Origin of the sequence: Ohtaekwangia koreensis (assembly GCF_900167975.1) — a bacterium.
Lineage (GTDB): Bacteria > Bacteroidota > Bacteroidia > Cytophagales > Cyclobacteriaceae > Ohtaekwangia > Ohtaekwangia koreensis.
In genome coordinates this window covers 1075577-1094860 of sequence record NZ_FUZU01000002.1, presented here as the reverse complement: position 1 = coordinate 1094860, position 19284 = coordinate 1075577, and the positions used below count along the sequence as shown (strand labels likewise).

Sequence of the window (19284 nt, the reverse complement as noted above, 5' to 3'; positions counted from 1 at the left end):
TACTATTTTGTTTTCAAGTCGGTTGTGTCAAAGAGCATCATTTAAATGCTCTTTGACATGTCCCAAACTTCAAAACTTATTTGTGAAATATATCTGTTATATTTCTAAAGGCAGATCCATTGTATACTACATAGTTTATAGTGAACTCGGTGTAATCACTATTCACAGTAATAGTCGGGCCACTTACTACGGTAATTCCGTTATCCGTAAAGGCTGCTTTGATTTCATCGGGATCAATAACTGCTTTAAAATCAGTAAGCTCGCCTGCGTTATTTTTAAAGGATATCAAATAGTTAGGCGTTACATAGTATCCGGTCTTCACATTTACACTGGTAGGACTTACCGGTGCAAAGGTAGTAGGCTCATCAGTCCATGTAGTAGAAGGGTCACCAACGGCTTCTTCGGTATTATACCTGTAGAAATCCCACAAGTATGCTCCGGCAATAGGATTACCAATAACGTGAAAGTATATATGGCCAAAGTTTGAGCTCGTAGTAATACCACCATCATTGGTAACGGTTACCGGCAATCCGTAATTTTGAATCGGATCCAACTTGGAAGGATATATTATGAGCTGAAACTCTACGGAACTTTCGCCTGCTTTAATCACAGCTTTCTCAGATATAAAATCATATACTGAATCAGGCATCTCCAAGTATACAATGGAGTCTGTTGCATAGTTGTTATTCAAAATACTGTTGTCTACTACGAGGTCTATGGTGATGTCTTTGCTTGCCGGGTTCGGCCCTTGAAGTGACACCACGAAAGTAGCTGTATCCGCTGTGTGCGATGCCGGATATGTTAATGCGGCACCTGAAAAATAGTATAGTCCCGAATTGATCGTTGTACCACCGGAAGGATTGTATATCAATTCAACAATAGTTTCGGAAGAACTCTCGGGTATATTAGCATCGTCTCCATCAAGGCAGGAGGTAACTCCTATCACCATCAGTGACAGGAGCATTAAAGTATATAGTTTCAATTTCATAAAGGTTAAATGTTATTTAGCCCAAAAAATAAGTGATGTAAAGGGACTAATTCCCTGCGGAACATTGGCACCGTTGTACGCCACTTCCGTAGAAGGATATAAGATTCGTGTTGGCAAATTATCGCCACGTGTGCTCTGTGACGCAATAGAAGCAAAGGTTTCAGAAGGATTGGAACCGCTAACAGCAGGATAGCCTGTTCTGCGATATTCATTCCAACCCTCGTGGCTGTTCACGAAATTGAGCGCTATATATTTCTGCGTGATGATAGCTTCTATTTTCTGTTCGGTAGAAGTTGCCTTATCAAAATTTACCCGGTAGTCATTTGTATTGGCTTCTTTATACTTACCGGCCATATATACTATCTTCTTGTCTGCAGTAGCAAATGTATCTGCCGATACTGTACCATCCGGAAGCATATAGGTATAGTTAAACGATGCTTTGATCCCGTTTTCAAAAAGAGTTTTACCATCACCGGAAACAATGCCACGCACGGCAGCTTCTGCCTGCAGGAAATAACTTTCTGCAGCGGTAAATGCCGGGTATCCTGCATCAGGGCCTTTCAATACACCGGTGGTGTCACCAGCAACTTTGCCATCTCTTTCAGATCCAGGATACCAGAAACCACCTGTAGGACACGCTGGTACGGATGAATTCTCATAGCCCAACTGGTTGGTACCGGTCTCCGGAAATTCATAATATATAGCAGCACCTCTTAATGTATCCAGAAGTTTAGTGCCGTCATAAAAACCCATCACGTATGTAGTAGGAATCCATGACTTTGTAGCGGCTGATCCGGTGTAGCCGTAGGCCCATGAATTCCAGGCAGGGTTCTGTCGGCTTACATCTCTGGTGAATCCAGGGTTGATTAAAGCATCGGTGGCAAGAAAACCTTCGCTATCAAACGAGGTGTCTGAAAAACTTACCTTTCCATTAGCGCGCAGCATAATGCGTAACTTAATGGTATTGGCCAACTTCTTCCATTGTGACACGTTACCGGCGAAAAGAATATCGTAATTTTTCAATTCAACCATCGTAGTTCCGTTTTCCTGGAGTTCAGCTGCGGTATTTATAGTACTGATTGCGTCATCCAACAGCTTTGCCAGATCTGCATATATAGCAGCGGCATCGTCATACGCTGGCGTGAGGTATTTTGTCCCTTGCAATGCCTCGGTATAGGGAATATCATCATACGCATCTACTAACAATTGAAAGTTATAGGCTTTCATAATCATCGCTGCAGCCTTGAAGTAGCTGTATGATACATCTTCCGAGTTATCAATCATATACTGATAATCTTCCAAGTTATCGTATACACTTGACCACAATCCGCTATAGTTACCAGCATTGTAATTATAGGTAACAGTTTCATTGAACCCGCCATAGCCGCCAGCATTGGCAGCATAGCCACCAATTTGTGCACCATAGGTGTTAAAGCCATTTAATGAATACGCTGTAGCCGTAAGCGCCTGCGGTAAAATCAATTCAACGTCTACAGTAGTCGCCTGATTTGGATTCGTGTTGATATCCAAGTAGTCGTTGCAGGATGTGACAAGCACAACCAGACTCATTACTATAAATAGGTTATATATATATTTCATCTTAAAGAATATTTTAATGTTCTTACTAGAACTTCAAGGACAAAGTAGCACCGTAAGTACGTGTTGGAGGGGTCTGGCTCAAGTCATTCAGACCTGTACCGTTTCCTGTACTGCTTGCGCTGCTATATTCCGGATCTGCATACAGGTTATCTTTCGCCATCCAAAGAAATAAATTGCGCCCCTGAATACTGATGGTGACATCTTTAATAAGCTTGTTACCCAGCAATGACGAAGGAAGAGAATAGGACAAAGAGACTTCACGTAACTTTAAGAAATTACCAGAAGTGACATAGTTTGAAGTCACGTTACGATTTATACCGTCAGACCAGAAACCGCTGTTTCCATTTCCATTGGCGATCGTAACACTGTTGTTCTCAACGTAATTTCCGCTTTCATCCATATATACTGAATTCGGGAATACAAAACTCTTACGATCGTATACTGCTGTTCTATAGCCAGTGCCTGACCAATCGAGTTCAGGCCCAATACCATTGTATACTTTATAGCCACCACGGTATTCAAATAAGACAGAGAAGCGCAAAGATTTATAGGTTATCGCTCCATCAATGCCTAATTTATGTTTCGGTGTAGCGTTTCCAAGAACAACAAGTGAACCTGTTTGCGTTGGCAATCCTGTTGAAGAATTTACAATCACACGGCCCTGATCATCGCGAACATAGTCGTAACCCATCAATACAGGGAATGCTTTTCCCGCTACAGCAGCAGACACTGCAGTTCCGCTGGACTGCAAGTTTATATTCGGTACATCTGCAGATATAGAGTTAACTGTGTTATCGAGGTAAGCATAATTTCCACCAACCGTTATATCCAGGTTCGCGGTTCTTACCGGTGTTACATGTAATGTAAGTTCAAGACCACGGCTTTGTGTTTGCCCTATATTTGTAAGCAGTGAAGAAAATCCTGTACTGCTCGATAAGCTCGTGCTTACAGTTTGATTATCTGTTTTCGTATCAAACCAGGTAACATTTGTAATGATGCGATCATCAAAAGCGCTGAGGTCAAAACCAAACTCATATCCTTTTGTTATCTCAGGCTTCAGGTTATCTGCCACTAAACCACCATTCAATGTATAGCCTGCCAAGCTACCATACGGAAATCCGTATGCATTGCTGTTAAATGTAGCGGCAAGATAATACGCACCGAAGTCAGAAGTATTACCCAAATTAACCTGACCAACTTTAGAAATATTACCACGAATCTTCAGATAGTTTATCGCTGAAATTTCCTGGATCATTGGTATTGCTTCGCTTGCTACGAAAGAAGCTTCTACGGATGGATAGAAGAATGCCCGGTTGTTCGCAGCTAATCTTGAATCCCAGTCATTGCGGGCTGTTACCGTTAGGAAAAGATAATCTTTATAGCCACCGGTAACTTTTCCATATACACCCATCTGACGAGTCTTGTATTCTGATGCGCCAAAAATCGGTGAGCCTGTACCATTGCTAAGATTATATAATCCATCTACCACAAGACCACCTATAGCAGTAGATACATACCTTGCTTCATTCTGTGTCCACTGTCCACCCGCTATAACATTCAGGTTGAAGACGCCAAAACTTTTATCGTATTGCGCCAACAGGTCGCTTAGCAATTGCGTATTGTAATTGCTGGTTTCCGTAACAGACCCGGAGATATCACTCTTGGAACTCTGGTCTGTATGCTCTGCAAAGTCTGTGTAGTCAAAAGCACCGTTCGTATATTTATCAGAGTAATTTCGTGTAGATATACCTTGGCGTGCAATAAGATCAAGACCTGCTATAGGGGTAACTTTAACTTCAATGTTTCCAGTCAAATAATCATTGCGAGTTTTCTGTCTGTAATTATCCGCAGTGAAATATGGGTTTTGATACCATGGATTATAGAAACCGTTCGGGTTTGCAAACTTGTCGGTACGCCAGTTTTTATACTTCGTTATGTCAACATTAGACGGCATGTTGAGCATATTGGAATATATAGAGGATGTTTGTGACGTGATGTCATACCGGTTGGGAGTATAGGAAGTGCTATAGGTAACGTTTACACGATCACCGATTTTACGGGTTCCGTTTACACGAAGTGTAGCTCTGTTATACTTATCGCCCGGGGTTGTACCCGTTACATTTACATACTGACCCGACACATATAAACTGGATTTATCATCACCGGTTGTAAGCGAGAAATCAGTTTGATTTGTAACTCCGGTCTCCCAAAATTTACTGTGTCCATCTTTATAGGAATAGGTAGTTGAATCCTGATCGCCATCTTCAAGCGCAGGGCCTAGTGGTCTTAAGGTTCCATCGAACGCAGGACCATACGATTGATTTTCTAAATAGTTAAAAGCAGGATTACCATTTTCATCTATACCATAGGCACTTCCTCCTGAACCGAATTTCTTTTGAATTTTAGGAAGGAATGCTACTTGCTGAACAGTAGTTGTATTGGATGCCGAGATTTCTGTGCGTCCTGATTTACCTTTCTTTGTCGTAACAATAAGTGCACCATTCGAAGCTTGCGAACCATATAGTGCTGCTGCACCCGATCCATTCAATACAACGATCTGTTCTACATCATTCGGATTTATATTACTGAAAACTGAAGCCGGTACAATTACATTGTCCAACACAACCAACGCCTGGTTGTTTCCTGTTAATGATCGTTGTCCACGCAATACAATTCTATAGTCCGGGTTAACACCACTGCTGGTCGCGTTGATCTGAAGTCCTGCAACTTTACCTTGAAGACCACCAGCTATATTTATAGCTTTCCCTGCAGTAAGTGTCTTTGTTGAAACCACTGCGTTGGCAGAACCAATTTCTTTTGTTTTAGTTTGAACACCACCGGCTGTTGTAATAACAACCTCGCTGAGTTGTTGAACATCTGTTGAAAGGGAAACATCAACTTTAGACTTCTCACCGATTGTAACTTCCTGAGACACCAATCCGATAAACGTAAAAACCAATACTTTACCGGGAGCGGGAACCACTAAAGAATAGTTACCATCAGTATCGGTAACGGTTCCACTTGTTGTACCTTTTACCACAACGTTAACTCCAGGGAGGGCTGAGCCATCGTCTGCCGAAGTTACCTTACCAGTGATTGTTTTGTCCTGGGCCACACTTTCAAAACTTATCCACAATGGGATAAGCAGAAACAGTAGTGCTTTCTTCATCATTTTAATAGTTTAGGTTAAAGTGCTAAAATTGAAGAAGCGCTAAAGAGCAGTAAATAACTTAATGTCGTGAAATTTTACATAAATCAATACCTCTAATTGCGGTATATACTATCATTCGAAAACGTTGCCGGCAAAATAAACAAGAAGGATCGCTAACGAACTTTCAGGTCTTTGAACATGATGCCATAACCTGCTTAACACGCAGGAAACACACAATACTTAAATTTTTCATATGCCTCTCCCCGCAGAAAACTTAACAAACCGATATATATAGGTCTAAACACATATTACAGTCCCTTATATGGGGGATTTTCACTATCGTTTAAATAGCTGTAATTGTAGCAAAAGATTTATACGTCTTACGCTTTATGGCAAAATTGAAAAAGAGAATAGTCGTTATAGAAGAAGATGATAAGCTCCGTGATGGCATCGCCTTTACGATTGAACATGTAGGAAATTATACTTTGGTGAACACCTATAAATTTTTTAATGATGCATTAAAAAATATCCATCGCGATTGTCCGGGGATCATTATTATAGACATTGCTGTTTCAGATATACAAAACCTTGACGCTATACGCGCTTTGAGCAGCAAGTTTCCGTGTCAGGTAGTAGTGTTTACCACAATTGATGCACCCCAGATTGTAACAGAAGCTTTGAGTTTGGGAATAAGCGGATATATACTTAAGAATATATCGCTCTCCGGTTTTATTCAATACCTGGACATAATTTCAAACGGAGGTGCAGTGCTGAGTCCTTCGATCACTAAAATTGTTCTCGATTTTTTTCATCTCAATCCCTATACACCGCTCTCACATCGCGAGACTGATGTATTGCGATTAATCTCGCAGGGTAAAACATATTCTGAAATTGCCCTGGAGTTGAACATTGCTACGGAAACTTCCAAGACGCATATAAAGAACATCTATAAGAAACTCAACGTCAATTCTAAATCGGAGGCAGTCCGAAAAGCGCTGAACGATAAACTCATTCCTGTGGGGGTGGATTAAGAAAGGGCAACCATAGTCAAACAAATTACTTTACCTCACGTCTGTTGCCCTATCCTATAGAATATTAATCACCGTAAGCATATACCGGATGTGGTATTACATTCTCCTTTTTCAAACGGCACCACCGTTAATCAACAACATCCTGCCGTTCAATAAAAGATAATAAAAAGACGAATCCTATTGCAGCCTTTGGAACATGCAGATATGTTTGCCTTTTCTATGAAGAGAAGCAACAAATGAAGGAACCTTCTGCGCCGCTTAAAACCATCATTACGATTGCTATTGCAATGGTGTGGTTTATAAATGGGCTGCTTTGCAAAGTACTGAACTTTGTACCACGGCATCGTATGATTGTATCGAGAATTCTTGGAGACCAATATGCAACGTTTGCTACCCATACAATTGGTTTTTTGGAAATCTGTATGGTCGTTTGGATTCTTAGTGGAATCAAGTCCCGATGGTGCGCATTATTACAAATTGCTATTGTTGGCATCATGAATTCTCTGGAATATATACTTGTACCGGATCTGCTATTGTTTGGACGCTTCAACGCGCTCTTCGCAATAATCTTTATGGTTGTAGTCTATAGCAATGAATTTATTCTTCACAATACAAATGGTTTGCGTCACGCGTTTACCACACGAGGTTAATATACCATGCTAACTTTCCTAAAAGACCATCCTTTTGCTGTAGAATCTTTCTTTGAGACATCATTAGTACTTACCTATGCTGTGCCAAAGGAAGCATTAGCACAACTCCTGCCCGAGTGCCTTGTGTTGGATACCTTTGATGGCCAATGGGCATTTGTAGCGGTGGCAATGGTAAAGACGAAAAAACTTCGGCCGAAGGGATTGCCTGCATTTATGGGAAATGATTTTATCTTGACAGGTTATAGAATTTTTGTTCGCTATACGACATCAGAAGGAAAACGGTTAAGGGGCCTATATATATTACGGTCCGAAACGGATAGCACCAAAATGACTTTTCTTGGAAATATATTTACACACTACGACTACCAAACAACCGATATTACTTTCACGAAAGAAGATTCTATACTAAATGTAACCTCCAATAAATCCGGCTTGCAGATTAAAGTCGATACCAAAGATACAACGATACCGCTACCCTTCGGATCGCCGTTCAAGGACTGGAAAGAGGCCAGGCGTTTCGCAGGCCCTTTACCGTTTACTTTTACCTACAATGCCAAACGCAAAGAAGTATTGATCATCGAAGGCGTAAGGGAACATTGGACACCACAACCTGTTGCTGTAATTGAACACGAAGTTGGATTTCTACAGTCGCTAAATCTGAAGCAAGCTATACTGGCAAATGCTTTTGTAATCTCAAACATTCCCTATTACTGGAAAAAAGGAAGGATAGACCTATGGAAACCTTAAGCCGGAAACCGTTTCAAGGAGTGTTGAACATTATCAGATTCAATTGGCATTTCTATGTTTTTGCCGTCATGATAGTGTTCTTGTTTGGAGTATCGCTAATCTTTCTTCCTGTACATTTTCATTGGATCACTGCTACGTTCGGTATACTTATTATAACAACGACTTTACTTTCTTTAGGAGTTTCGTACTATATATATGATTATTCCACTATATATAGCTTGAATTGGCTTCAGGATTTTCGCATTGGCACCGGCACGCGGCTTATAAACATCAATGCCGGGTTTGACGAAACAAGCCATATACTGGCAAAAAAATATCCCAGTGCCAGTCTGCGGGTGTTCGATTTTTACGATCCTCAAAAACATACAGAAGTATCCATCAAGCGAGCGCGCAAAGCATACCCTGCTTATCCAAATACAATTCAGGTAGATACTTCTGCCCTTCCGCTTGAGGCTGGTACCGCGGATTATATACTTGCTATTTTCGCAGCGCATGAGATCCGGGACAAACAAGAACGCGTTGCATTTCTAAAACAAGTAAATGAAAGTTTAAACGCCACAGGACGTGTCCTCATTTTAGAACATTTACGCGACCTCCCGAATTTTATAGCCTATAACATCGGCTTTCTTCATTTCTACTCAAAAGCAGAATGGAAGTCTGACTTCGCATCAGCAGGACTGGTACTAACTGATGAAATTGCAATCACTCCTTTTTTAGCGCTCTTTATTCTCAGTAAAAACAATGGTACTACATCTTAAAACAACAGGTGCACTTTTTATACTGCTTGCATTGATGCATATTGTTCTCCCCAGATATTTCAATTGGTCAAAGGAGCTATCAGTAATCAGTCTTATCAGCCGACAAATTTTATATGTGCATACATTCTTTATAGCATTTATAGTCTTATTGATGGGATTACTCTGCCTGTGTTGTGCAGAGGATTTGATCAATACAACCCTTGGCAATCGTATTTGCCTTGGACTCGGTTTGTTTTGGTTAACGCGTCTTTTCTTTCAGTTCTTTGTATACTCACCCAATGTATGGCGAGGCAAAGCATTTGAAACAACCGTTCATGTTATATTCTCTGCCTTATGGATTTATTTCACGGTTGTGTTCCTACTTGTCTATTATAATCATCCGATCCTGTAATACAGCATACAAAAACTAGCATATATCTTAATCCATAATCTTTCCTTCGCCAGGTTTCCATTTATCGTACTCCATATACTCTACGATATGCTTTGCCATGGCAGCGCCTTTAATTTTTGTCACGAGATGCAAGGCGCCATCAATTCCGGCAGATATACCGGCTGTGGTAATAATCCTTCCATTATCAACGAAGCGTACATTGTCAAGAACCTTCAGGTTCGGATATTGCTTTCGCAGACTTTCAATGCTCTCATGAAAAGTTGTAACCGTCAAGCCTTCCAGGTAACCTGTTTTGGCCAGGATGAATACACCCGTGCACACCGAAAAATAATATGACAAGCTTTTATCTTGTCGCTTAATCCATTCCGTTACCTGTATATCTTCAGAAGCTGCACTAGCATTGCCACCAAAGAATGCCAGTATATCTGCCTGTGGTGCGTCTTCAATAGAATAATCGGGTATAATCTTTAATATACCTTGCGATTTGATAGGAGCTTTTGTTTTAGAAACTGTAAACACTTCAAAGCCTGCATATGAAAATACTTCCATGGGTCCTGCGAAATCCAAAACTTCAACACCATCCTGCAGGTAAAAAGCAATTTTCATTTTCTTAACATTGAGTATATCTGTCTTTGTGTCTGTAAGGGTCATGTGGCAGTGCGGACACTTTCCGGGTTTATCGAACACCAGTTCATCACAAGCATTGTTGCACGGAGGACAATAGTATGATTTGCCTTGCGCGAAACCGATCTGCGCCATTGCAAAGAAGATCACCGTGAAGGTAAAAAGATTCTTCATATTGTTTTTTTTCAAATGTATAGCTATGAAAAGAACAGGAACAGGACAACTTGCGCTTATAAAGAGACAAGCTTATAGGTAACGTCCTTCTTCCTTAAGATATGGCGCAGTTGGCTGGGGCTTACACCGCATGCTTTCGCGATTGTTTCCTGCTTGTGATTTTCTGTGCGCAGGTGTTCTATTTTTTCGAGGCGGAGTTGATGGTGATACTCGCCAATGGTAAGCTGCGTTGTTGCTTTGAACAAACGCGACAAATTACGCGGGCTCATGCAAACCAATTCTGCAAGTCGCTCTATGGTTACTTTTTCGGAAAGATGTTGCGATAGGTAATCCTGCACACTATGGATACGATTATCCATGTGATTACGATGTTGGAGAAATATACTCAACTGCGGATCTGCCTCTGTTCTCCGTGTATATACTACAACCTCACGTGCCACTTTCAACGCAAATACAGGACCCATCGTCTGTTCCACCAGGTATAGCGCCATATCTATACCCGATGCAACACCTGCACTGGTGGTAATCTTTTCATTGGAAATAAACAGGCGGTTACTCTCAACAAGAGCCTTCGGATATTGCTCCCTGAACCGATCCATATACCGCCAATGCGTTGTGCATGGCTTGCCATTTAAAATTCCTGATTCCGCTACTATAAATGCTCCGGTGCAAACGGAGCAGATGTGTACACCCATCGCATGCTGCACCTGAAGCCAATGTTGGAAGGGTAACGTTTCCGCTTTAAAAGAGTCACTGAACAAAAGCTTAGAATCTATACCTGGAATAAATATATAGTCATGTGCTCCGAGTGAAATCGCATTGAAATCGACAAGGTTTGCAAATCCCAATCCACTTGAGCTGTTAATGGCATCGTTGCCTGCCGTTATTCTCACAAAAGAGATTTCAAAGGGAGCGTCCATCTCCATCGCTTCATAGAATATATGTGCAGGACCGGTCAAGTCGAGCAGATGTACCTGATCCGGTACCACAAATATCAATTTATGTTTTGTTCCGATACGCTAGTATACAAAAAGCCAGGAATTAAATCATACTATATCCTTTCAAACACTCATCTTATCAACAAAAAAATTACTATTTTATGCAGTTAATAAGTAATCTGTATGTATAACACGTGTGCGCGAATCGTATTGTTAATAATAGCCTGTAGTATAGAAGGTGTTGTTTTGGCCCAGGAGAATGTGGTTGCCAGAATACTGAACAAGCTGTCATTGAAAGCGGAGGATACTGACCCAAGATTTACACTTATAAAAGAAAGTCCGCTGGATAAAAATACCTCAATCGTTTTTATTGCGCTCCCTTTGCAAAAGGAAGAAATGTATATAGTCTACAACACGTACTTGCTAATCGTTAATACAAATACGGGAGAAATACTTTACGAGATCTTTGAAAAAGAGGCAATAACTTCGGATGCAATTCAACTTGCCAATATAAAAATTGACACCGCTCCCTATTGGGTTGCTGACGGAACCAGGGCTATCGGAATCAGGGAATCCTATGAAGGCCAGTCCCGGCCGAATCCCTTTGGCCATGAAGTGCTTTCGCTATATATACCGCAGAAAAACAAACTTATAAAAATAGCCGATGATTTGGTGATGTATGAAATGAATGGCGAATGGGATACGAATTGTGAAGGAACCTTCTCAAAAAGTCAATCCATACTCATTATGCTCGCAGAAAAAACGAATGGATTTAAAAACATCAAAGTAAACACTGCCACTACAGAAACCGAAAACATGATGGAGAATGGTGAATGTATATCAAAAGATACAGAAAGCAAATCAACCTATATCCTGGCATTTGATGCCCAAACGAAACTCTATACAGCCGCCCGGCATTAGCCCTGATTCGATATGAATAGTACAGATGTCTCCAGATATAATAATGTTTCAACATCTATACTAAAGGCTCTTCAAAAGTTATCAAGCCATTACACAAACGAAACAATACGGTAAAATTACTATAGCATATAAAGTATACATTTGCCACATTCGTATGGTATGAATATCTTTCTTTCACACCGCTGGTTATTTATCTGTTTCACCTAAACTAATCTTAGCTATTATCATGAAATTCTTTTCAAAAACAATTTACTCCTTTGCGGCTGTATGTGCTGCTGGTTTATTTATCCTTGGTTGTTCTGACAACTTTATTCAGGAAAATGTAAGCACAGTATCCGCTACAGAACGCACAACTGATGCAACGGCATCACTAATGGCCGTTTCGCTTACGCAAGGTTTTGAAGTCGGCAGCTCCAGTCCGAAGACTGCGTACGATGTATCTCCTACCGGTTCGTCCAGTGGTGATAACGTTACACTTCAAAGTAATTCATGGAATATGTATGATGCATTGATCGGTAACCTGGCCGGTGATTTAAAATCAGGTTCATGGTCTGCACGCATACGCAACACCGGAAAAATTACCATGCTGTTTAATGTCACTACAGGAATCAGTACCGTTACGATTAAACATGGTATATATTCAAGTGATGCTGCGAGTCAATGGGGATTATGGTATTCTGTAAATGGAGGCAGCACGTGGACACAGTCCGGCTCCAATGTTACGGCTACATCTTCATTACAAACACAGACGTTTACATTGAATGTTACCGGTACGGTTCGTCTGGAGATCAGAAAGTTGACAGGGTCTTCTAACCGAATCAACATCGATGACATTACCATCAATGACAACACCACCGGTGGTGGTATAACGGGTAAGAAATTTCTATTCGATGCTTCACATTATGAAAATGCAGGAAGTGCAGACTGGCAAATCGATGCAGACGGAACTGAAAGTGTACCAACCTATACCGGAGGCACAACCGTTGAGACAAAAGCGCAACGTTATCCTACACCTTCCTATACCGGTATCACTTCCAGTACAACGGAATCGTATTGGAAAGGTGGAATGTCGGCCTGGGCTGTTGAGCTTGTAAAGAGAGGACACCTCGTTGAATCTCTACCTGTGGGTACTGCGATCACATACGGTAATTCTTCCAACCCACAAGATTTAAGTAACTACAATGTATTCATGGTGATCGAACCAAATCGTTTGTTTACAACGGCTGAAAAAACTGCGATCATGAATTTCGTTTCCAATGGTGGCGGATTAATGATGGTGGCGGATCACACGGCTGCTACAACGGCTGGTACAGACGCCAACGGATATAACCCTTCCGACAGAGATGGCGATGGTTTTGATTCACCACGCGTATGGAACGATCTGATGACGAACAACGGCATCAACAACACGAATCCTTTCGGATTTGTAGTCGACTATGTGGATATTGATGATCAACCTACTACTAAAGTATATACTGGTTCTAATGTAAATGCGCAGGCTGTATTAAATGGTGTTGCCGGCACGGCTAACAAACTTGCTTTTTATGCCGGGACAACGGCCACACTATATCCGACAAACAATAGTTCGGTGCAAGGATTATTCTGGCGCACGAGCAGCACAGTAGGAAGTAATTCGGGTGTGATGGCGTTACTTGCAACCTATAGTACAGGCAGAGTTGTATTTGTAGGCGATAGCTCACCTTCTGATGACGGTACTGGTGATACAAATGATAATTTGTTCAACGGATGGTCTGGTGATTCACCTTCCGGCTTTACGTCACACCCTGCGCTGCATCTTAACGCATCGCTTTGGCTGGCTAAAGTGCAATAGCGAATCTATACTATATACTATAATCTATAAATATAGTCTTCAGGCTACTGGCTGCAGGCTCTTGTTTTATATACAATATTATATATAAATCTGAGTTTGCAGTCAGCAGCCCTTCGAAGACTCATTGCTCTTTCAAAGCGTCTACCGGATTGGTACGTGCTGCTTTAAAAGATTGAATGCCCACGGTTAGCAAGGAGATGGATATGATCAACAACGCTGCTTTGATAAACAAAAATGCAGTAATGTCTATATGATATGCAAACTTTTGCAACCACTCGTTGGCAGCGTAGTAGCTCAGGGGTATAGCGATTACAAAGGCGATGGCGATCAGAATAAGATAGCTTCTCGATAATCCAAATATCAACGATGAATCTCCTGCACCCAAAACTTTACGGATGCTGATCTCTCTATACTTCTGCGATGTACTATATACTACCAAACCAAAAAGTCCGAGGCAGGCAACAAAAATTGTGAAACCCGTAAAAAATGTAAACAGAATGGCCAGCTTTTCCTCGCCCTTATATAGCTGATCAAAATTGTCGTCCAGAAAGCGATATTCAAAAGGCCACTCCGTGTTATACTTCTTCCAGACAGTCTCGAGGTGTGCAAGCGTAGCTGGAATATTTTCAGGTTTAATCCGAAAAGATATCGATGAGTATGCATATGGAAAAATATGAAGAACCACTGGCGATATAGTTTCCCGCAGACTATTCAGGTGAAAATCTTTTACAACACCTATTATTTTACCTTCCTTGAGTGAATCGGGTTTGTCCCAGCGATTCCAGGCAACTTCATGTTGAAGGGCATCCTTTACGTTAGCATAACCCAGCATCTTCGCTGCACTTTCACTTACTATAAAGGCATCATGTATATCTGATGGAAACTCCGTGGAGAAATCGCGACCAGCAATCAACTTTAAATCAAGTGTCTTTATATAATCATGATCTACCAATAACATGGACGTAGGCCATTCGCGCTTTGTTACTTTGTCGCGAATTCCATCGCCTGCAAAGGCTTCACCCGGTAGTCCATATTGCAAGGAAGCGCTAATGATGTTAGGATGATTGGCTAATATAGTCTTCACAGCTTCCGGATTTTTTTTCATGTCGCCACGAAGCTGGAGAATCAAAATGTTATCCTTATCAAATCCCATATCCTTGGTACGCATATAGGTATGCTGATCGGATACAATAAAGGAAGCGATGATCAGGAAAAATGAAAGTATAAACTGAAGCACAACAAGTCCCTTTCGCAATAAGATCTTACCCGACCGTCCCGAGTTTTTGTTAGACAGAATCTGAGCCGGTTTATACCCGGATATATAAAAAGCCGGATACGCTCCTGCCGCTATACCAATAACAAATACAGATAAAAACAAGACGAGTACAACCCATGGATTCAGAAATATAGCAGTAGGTATATTTTTCTCCGTAAAATTATTCAGCACGGGCAATACCAATTCCGCTACCAGGCCACCGATGAGCAGCGCTATACCTGCAATAATAATGGATTCGCTTATGAACTGATAAATCAATTGTGCCCGAAAGGCTCCTACTACTTTTCGTACACCTACTTCTTTCACGCGGCTTACGGCACGTGCTGTGGAAAGATTAACAAAATTCAAAATTGAGATGATCAGAATAAAGATTGCCGTTCCGGAAAGTATATAGATAGTCTGCGCATTGCCGCGTACTGCTATATCCCAGCGCTGGTCAACAGCATGCAAATGTACATTCTCCATAGGCATGAGGTGTGGAATATAGTAGCTGCCATATGATTTTGTTGTGGGCCAGGCATTCCGTTCCGCAAAATCTTTCAGCTTCGCTTCGAATCGACCTACATCTATACCGGGTTTTAACTTGATATAGGTATGAAACTGACTCCATCCCCAACTCTGCATCCGGTCGGGAATTTCCTTATTCAGGTTCTCCATTGAAACCATAAAGCTGAGCTGCAGATGCGAGTGTATTGGGAAGTCTTCGAACACTGCCGCTACTTTTAAAACATCATCGGATATTTTGATCTCTTCACCAAGCGCAGGTTGATCTCCAAAATATTTCTTCGCCAGTGTTTGGTTGATCGCGATTTCATCGGGATGTTGTAGCGCTGTCTGCGCATCGCCTTCGATTACTTTAAGGCTGAACATTTCAAGCATAGAAGGATCAGCACAGCCACCGTTGGTCTCCGTATTTTTTTTAGTACCTACCTCGAACAATACCGGTGAATTGAAATTCATGAAACGTGAATAATCTTCCACTTCCGGATACTCCGCCATCAGAGTCGGGCCAATCATAGGAGGCACCATCGCTCCCTTCAGGGTTCGTCCGTCATCATTAAAATGCTCATTGTAAACTCTATACTTTCGCGATACATCCACAACATGCTTGTCATACTGAAGCTCATCGTGAATGAATAATGCGATCACAAGAAAAGAAGCAATGCTGATGGCCATTCCGCAGATATTGATAAGCGAGAACAATTTGTTCTTCATCAAATTCCGGAGTCCGATCTTAATATAGTTTTGCAACATACTGGTAAATTTACAAAGGCTTTGGGCCAAACCTGTACCATTCTACTAACTCACTGGCTTCTAATATTTTGTTAAACTAAATGTACCGGCACCTGTTTCATTGTGGAACACTTTTGTGTATCACAATGAAACGTATATTTTTATCCCTGCATGCAAAAGATCCCAGCGAAGATATTGATAGTAGACGATGATGCAGATATACTCACCGCTGCCCGTGTCGTGCTGCGACAACGGTATACGCATGTTGACACCGAAGCAAATCCTCAACGACTTACCGTGTTGCTTCGCCAAAATCAGTATCACGTTATTTTGCTGGATATGAATTATTCAGCCGGACGACTTTCAGGTAATGAAGGATTATTTTGGTTGAATCAAATTCGTTCGCTGCATCCACAACAGCAAGTCGTTATGATCACCGCGTATGCCGACATTCAACTTGCAGTAGAGGCGATGAAACAAGGTGCTGCCGATTTTATTGTAAAGCCCTGGGACAATGAAAAGCTGGAGGCGACAGTATATACTGTATATCAGCATTCGCTTTCGCGGAAAGAGACTCAACCCGCACAAAAGAAACCATTGCAAGAGCACGCTATAGCAGAGCCGGGTTCTGAAATCATTGGTAGTTCAGTTGCATTTAAAAATGTGATCGCCACTGCTGTAAAGGTAGCAAAGACAGATGCAAATATACTTTTGCTAGGTGAGAACGGAACGGGGAAAGAATTAATTGCCAAGCATATTCATCGGCAATCATTACGAAGTGCGGGAGCTTTTGTAAAGGTGGATGTCGGTGCACTGTCAGCAACACTCTTTGAATCAGAACTATTTGGTCATAAAAAGGGAGCTTTTACCGATGCACGTGAAGATCGGATCGGCCGAATAGAATCTGCGCATGGCGGAACGCTTTTCCTGGATGAAGTTGGAAATCTTCCACTTCCCCTGCAAGTAAAATTACTTTCTGTGTTACAAAACCGCGAGGTCATTCCGCTCGGAAGTAATGTACCTGTCGCCGTGGATATCCGATTAATCTGCGCAACCAATCTCAACCTTCGTCATGCCGTAGGTATAGGAGAGTTTAGAGAAGATCTTTTATACAGAATCAATACAGTCGAGATTACAGTGCCTCCGTTGCGATCACGTTCACAAGATATACCAACCCTTGCCAATCACTTTCTGGAAATATATACTACTAAGTATCGAAAGGAAACTAAATCTCTTGCTGCAGATGCACTTGTATACTTGCAAAAGCATACATGGCCAGGCAATGTGCGCGAACTTCAACACGCCATAGAACGCGCGGTGATTATGAGTGATCACAGCAGTCTCCACAAAAACGATTTTCTGCTTTCAGCTAAAATTGAAACTGAAGAAAAGAATGAAGCCTTCAATCTTGATGAGATGGAACGAAAGGCCATTATAGCAGCTATACAAAAACACAACGGCAACTTAAGTCAGGTGGCTAAAGAACTTGGCGTTGGGCGCACAACACTCTATCGAAAAATGACGCGATACGGACTTGAAAAGTAAACATGATCTATAAAAATTTCCGGCTTACTATATTTCTTCGCGTTTTCGCTATAGTAGCGCTGTCGCTTGCTTTTGCATTTATACTGGTGCTTAAGCCCATGCTTTTTGTGCTGTCGGCTATAGCGTTTCTACTTATTGTAATGGTGGTCAGCATGATCCGCTATATTGAAAAATCGAATAAAGATCTCACGCATTTTCTTCTTTCCATTCGGCAGGGCGCGTTTACAGAATCCTATACTTCAGGTCACCGCGGCAAACATCATGAACAACTCAGTGGCGCCCTGAATGATATAGTCAGCGAGTTCAGCAAGCTTAATCGCGAGAAGGAACTTCACTATCAATATCTGCAGACGCTAAATGAGAATATCAATGTCGCGATTCTGAGTTTCAATGCAGAAGGAAAATTACTAATGATGAATCCGGCTGCAAAGAAACTTTTCAATCTTTCCGCCTTCAGTGCACTGGAACATTTTAAACGAATAGACATAGCGCTATATGAGGCGATAAAAAATCTTTCCCCTGAGCAACGAACTGTTGTGCGTGTATTGATGCAGGAAGATCAATACCAGTTAAGTGTGCAGTTAAAAGAGATTGTCCTAAATGGCGAGCTTGTGCGCATTATACTCTTGCAAAATTTAAACAGCGAACTTGAAGCTAAGGAAATAGAAGCCTGGCACCAACTGATGCGAGTGCTGACACATGAGATCATGAATAGTGCTACACCCATTGTATCGCTTACCGCTGCTATTGAATCTATACTTAAAAATCCAGATGGCTCACGTAAAGACCTCACTACGCTAAGCGAAGATAATGTTGAAGATATATTCAGCAGTCTGTCAACAATCGGCTCGCGCAGCAGAGGTCTTATGAAGTTTGTGAATACATACAAAGAATACGCAAGGCCTGTGAGCGCAAAGCTGGAGCCCACAGATATAGTGGCGCTTGTAAAACGCATCAGCACCTTGCTGGCTCCGGATCTTCAAATGCGCAACATCAAATATACTGTTAATAGTCCTGCCACATCCGTGGAAGCAAAAGCAGATGTCGCATTGATCGAACAAGTGCTGATCAACCTTTTGAAAAATGCCATGGAGGCAGTACCACACGATGGCACCGGAGCGATTACGATTGACGTAAAAACAAAGAACGACCGTGTAAGCATCTCTGTTACCGACAACGGCATGGGCATTGATCCGGAAGTTTTGCCACGGATCTTCGTTCCATTCTTTACAACAAAGCCAAAGGGCTCAGGTATAGGCTTAAGTCTTTCACGACAAATCATGAAACTCCACAACGGAAGCATCCATATATCCTCACCGGGAACCGGAAGTATATTTACGATTGAATGGAGTTGAGGGGCTATGGTATATCTACTTTTGCAAAGCAGGTAATAATAAGTATTTCGCCATTTTAGGCTATACTTTGCA

General features: G+C 41.6%; 15 protein-coding genes. 9 read left to right on the top strand and 6 right to left on the bottom strand.

What is annotated here, in order from left to right:
- Positions 1 to 76: 76 nt before the first annotated feature.
- From B5Y40_RS17710 to B5Y40_RS17700, 3 genes are read right to left on the bottom strand one after another with little or no spacing between them, the layout of a single operon-like run.
- Positions 77 to 988, bottom strand: coding sequence for a DUF1735 domain-containing protein (locus B5Y40_RS17710; protein WP_079688110.1), 912 nt, complete (start codon positions 986 to 988; stop codon positions 77 to 79).
- Between the two features lie 12 nt (positions 989 to 1000).
- A complete protein-coding gene (locus B5Y40_RS17705; protein WP_079688109.1) occupies positions 1001 to 2587 on the bottom strand; it encodes a SusD/RagB family nutrient-binding outer membrane lipoprotein in 1587 nt (528 codons plus the stop codon).
- Between the two features lie 25 nt (positions 2588 to 2612).
- Positions 2613 to 5759, bottom strand: coding sequence for a SusC/RagA family TonB-linked outer membrane protein (locus B5Y40_RS17700; protein WP_221408957.1), 3147 nt, complete (start codon positions 5757 to 5759; stop codon positions 2613 to 2615).
- Positions 5760 to 6127: 368 nt separating this feature from the next.
- On the opposite strand from B5Y40_RS17700, the gene B5Y40_RS17695 reads away from it, so the two are divergent.
- From B5Y40_RS17695 to B5Y40_RS17675, 5 genes are all read left to right on the top strand, one after another.
- Positions 6128 to 6769 (top strand): LuxR C-terminal-related transcriptional regulator, encoded by a 642-nt coding sequence (locus B5Y40_RS17695; RefSeq protein ID WP_079688107.1) that lies wholly within the window; start codon positions 6128 to 6130, stop codon positions 6767 to 6769.
- A gap of 236 nt (positions 6770 to 7005) precedes the next feature.
- Positions 7006 to 7419 (top strand): DoxX-like family protein, encoded by a 414-nt coding sequence (locus B5Y40_RS17690; RefSeq protein ID WP_079688106.1) that lies wholly within the window; start codon positions 7006 to 7008, stop codon positions 7417 to 7419.
- Between the two features lie 6 nt (positions 7420 to 7425).
- Positions 7426 to 8166, top strand: a complete 741-nt coding sequence (locus tag B5Y40_RS17685) for a DUF2071 domain-containing protein (RefSeq protein ID WP_079688105.1) — start codon at positions 7426 to 7428, stop codon at positions 8164 to 8166.
- Positions 8154 to 8924 carry a class I SAM-dependent methyltransferase gene (locus tag B5Y40_RS17680; protein ID WP_079688104.1) on the top strand — a complete coding sequence of 257 codons (771 nt, stop codon included), beginning with the start codon at positions 8154 to 8156 and terminating at the stop codon, positions 8922 to 8924. Before B5Y40_RS17685 ends, B5Y40_RS17680 begins: the two co-directional genes overlap by 13 nt.
- A complete protein-coding gene (locus tag B5Y40_RS17675; RefSeq protein WP_079688103.1) occupies positions 8908 to 9315 on the top strand; it encodes a hypothetical protein in 408 nt (135 codons plus the stop codon). The genes B5Y40_RS17680 and B5Y40_RS17675 overlap by 17 nt, the downstream gene beginning before the upstream one ends.
- A gap of 27 nt (positions 9316 to 9342) precedes the next feature.
- On the opposite strand, the gene B5Y40_RS17670 is transcribed toward B5Y40_RS17675, so the two are convergent.
- Positions 9343 to 10113 carry a DJ-1/PfpI family protein gene (locus B5Y40_RS17670; protein WP_079688102.1) on the bottom strand — a complete coding sequence of 257 codons (771 nt, stop codon included), beginning with the start codon at positions 10111 to 10113 and terminating at the stop codon, positions 9343 to 9345.
- Positions 10114 to 10169: 56 nt separating this feature from the next.
- Positions 10170 to 11102 (bottom strand): GlxA family transcriptional regulator, encoded by a 933-nt coding sequence (locus tag B5Y40_RS17665; RefSeq protein ID WP_143785804.1) that lies wholly within the window; start codon positions 11100 to 11102, stop codon positions 10170 to 10172.
- 132 nt (positions 11103 to 11234) lie between these two features.
- Here B5Y40_RS17665 and B5Y40_RS17660 point away from each other — a divergent pair, with 132 nt between their 5' ends.
- Both B5Y40_RS17660 and B5Y40_RS17655 read left to right on the top strand, forming a co-directional pair.
- The gene (locus tag B5Y40_RS17660; protein WP_079688100.1) at positions 11235 to 11972 is read left to right on the top strand and encodes a PA3715 family protein; all 738 of its coding nucleotides are present in this window, start codon (positions 11235 to 11237) and stop codon (positions 11970 to 11972) included.
- A 226-nt stretch (positions 11973 to 12198) separates the two neighbouring features.
- Positions 12199 to 13803 (top strand): hydrolase, encoded by a 1605-nt coding sequence (locus tag B5Y40_RS17655; protein WP_079688099.1) that lies wholly within the window; start codon positions 12199 to 12201, stop codon positions 13801 to 13803.
- Positions 13804 to 13924: 121 nt separating this feature from the next.
- On the opposite strand, the gene B5Y40_RS17650 is transcribed toward B5Y40_RS17655, so the two are convergent.
- Complete coding sequence (locus B5Y40_RS17650; RefSeq protein ID WP_079688098.1) at positions 13925 to 16333, bottom strand: ABC transporter permease; 2409 nt, start codon at positions 16331 to 16333, stop codon at positions 13925 to 13927.
- Positions 16334 to 16483: 150 nt separating this feature from the next.
- Between B5Y40_RS17650 and B5Y40_RS17645 the strand changes: the two genes are divergently transcribed.
- The gene (locus B5Y40_RS17645; RefSeq protein ID WP_079688097.1) at positions 16484 to 17857 is read left to right on the top strand and encodes a sigma-54-dependent transcriptional regulator; all 1374 of its coding nucleotides are present in this window, start codon (positions 16484 to 16486) and stop codon (positions 17855 to 17857) included.
- Between the two features lie 2 nt (positions 17858 to 17859).
- Positions 17860 to 19212, top strand: coding sequence for a sensor histidine kinase (locus tag B5Y40_RS17640; RefSeq protein ID WP_079688096.1), 1353 nt, complete (start codon positions 17860 to 17862; stop codon positions 19210 to 19212).
- The last annotated feature ends 72 nt before the right edge of the window (positions 19213 to 19284 follow it).

What these genes read in the sequence shown, in the direction of transcription:
- B5Y40_RS17640 (WP_079688096.1), top strand. Translation starts at nt 17,860, where the DNA reads ATGATCTATAAAAATTTCCGGCTTACTATATTTCTTCGCGTTTTCGCT.
- B5Y40_RS17700 (WP_221408957.1), bottom strand. Translation starts at nt 5,759, where the DNA reads ATGATGAAGAAAGCACTACTGTTTCTGCTTATCCCATTGTGGATAAGT.
- B5Y40_RS17645 (WP_079688097.1), top strand. Translation starts at nt 16,484, where the DNA reads ATGCAAAAGATCCCAGCGAAGATATTGATAGTAGACGATGATGCAGAT.
- B5Y40_RS17670 (WP_079688102.1), bottom strand. Translation starts at nt 10,113, where the DNA reads ATGAAGAATCTTTTTACCTTCACGGTGATCTTCTTTGCAATGGCGCAG.
- B5Y40_RS17660 (WP_079688100.1), top strand. Translation starts at nt 11,235, where the DNA reads ATGTATAACACGTGTGCGCGAATCGTATTGTTAATAATAGCCTGTAGT.
- B5Y40_RS17655 (WP_079688099.1), top strand. Translation starts at nt 12,199, where the DNA reads ATGAAATTCTTTTCAAAAACAATTTACTCCTTTGCGGCTGTATGTGCT.
- B5Y40_RS17695 (WP_079688107.1), top strand. Translation starts at nt 6,128, where the DNA reads ATGGCAAAATTGAAAAAGAGAATAGTCGTTATAGAAGAAGATGATAAG.
- B5Y40_RS17705 (WP_079688109.1), bottom strand. Translation starts at nt 2,587, where the DNA reads ATGAAATATATATATAACCTATTTATAGTAATGAGTCTGGTTGTGCTT.
- B5Y40_RS17675 (WP_079688103.1), top strand. Translation starts at nt 8,908, where the DNA reads ATGGTACTACATCTTAAAACAACAGGTGCACTTTTTATACTGCTTGCA.
- B5Y40_RS17710 (WP_079688110.1), bottom strand. Translation starts at nt 988, where the DNA reads ATGAAATTGAAACTATATACTTTAATGCTCCTGTCACTGATGGTGATA.
- B5Y40_RS17685 (WP_079688105.1), top strand. Translation starts at nt 7,426, where the DNA reads ATGCTAACTTTCCTAAAAGACCATCCTTTTGCTGTAGAATCTTTCTTT.
- B5Y40_RS17650 (WP_079688098.1), bottom strand. Translation starts at nt 16,333, where the DNA reads ATGTTGCAAAACTATATTAAGATCGGACTCCGGAATTTGATGAAGAAC.
- B5Y40_RS17690 (WP_079688106.1), top strand. Translation starts at nt 7,006, where the DNA reads ATGAAGGAACCTTCTGCGCCGCTTAAAACCATCATTACGATTGCTATT.
- B5Y40_RS17680 (WP_079688104.1), top strand. Translation starts at nt 8,154, where the DNA reads ATGGAAACCTTAAGCCGGAAACCGTTTCAAGGAGTGTTGAACATTATC.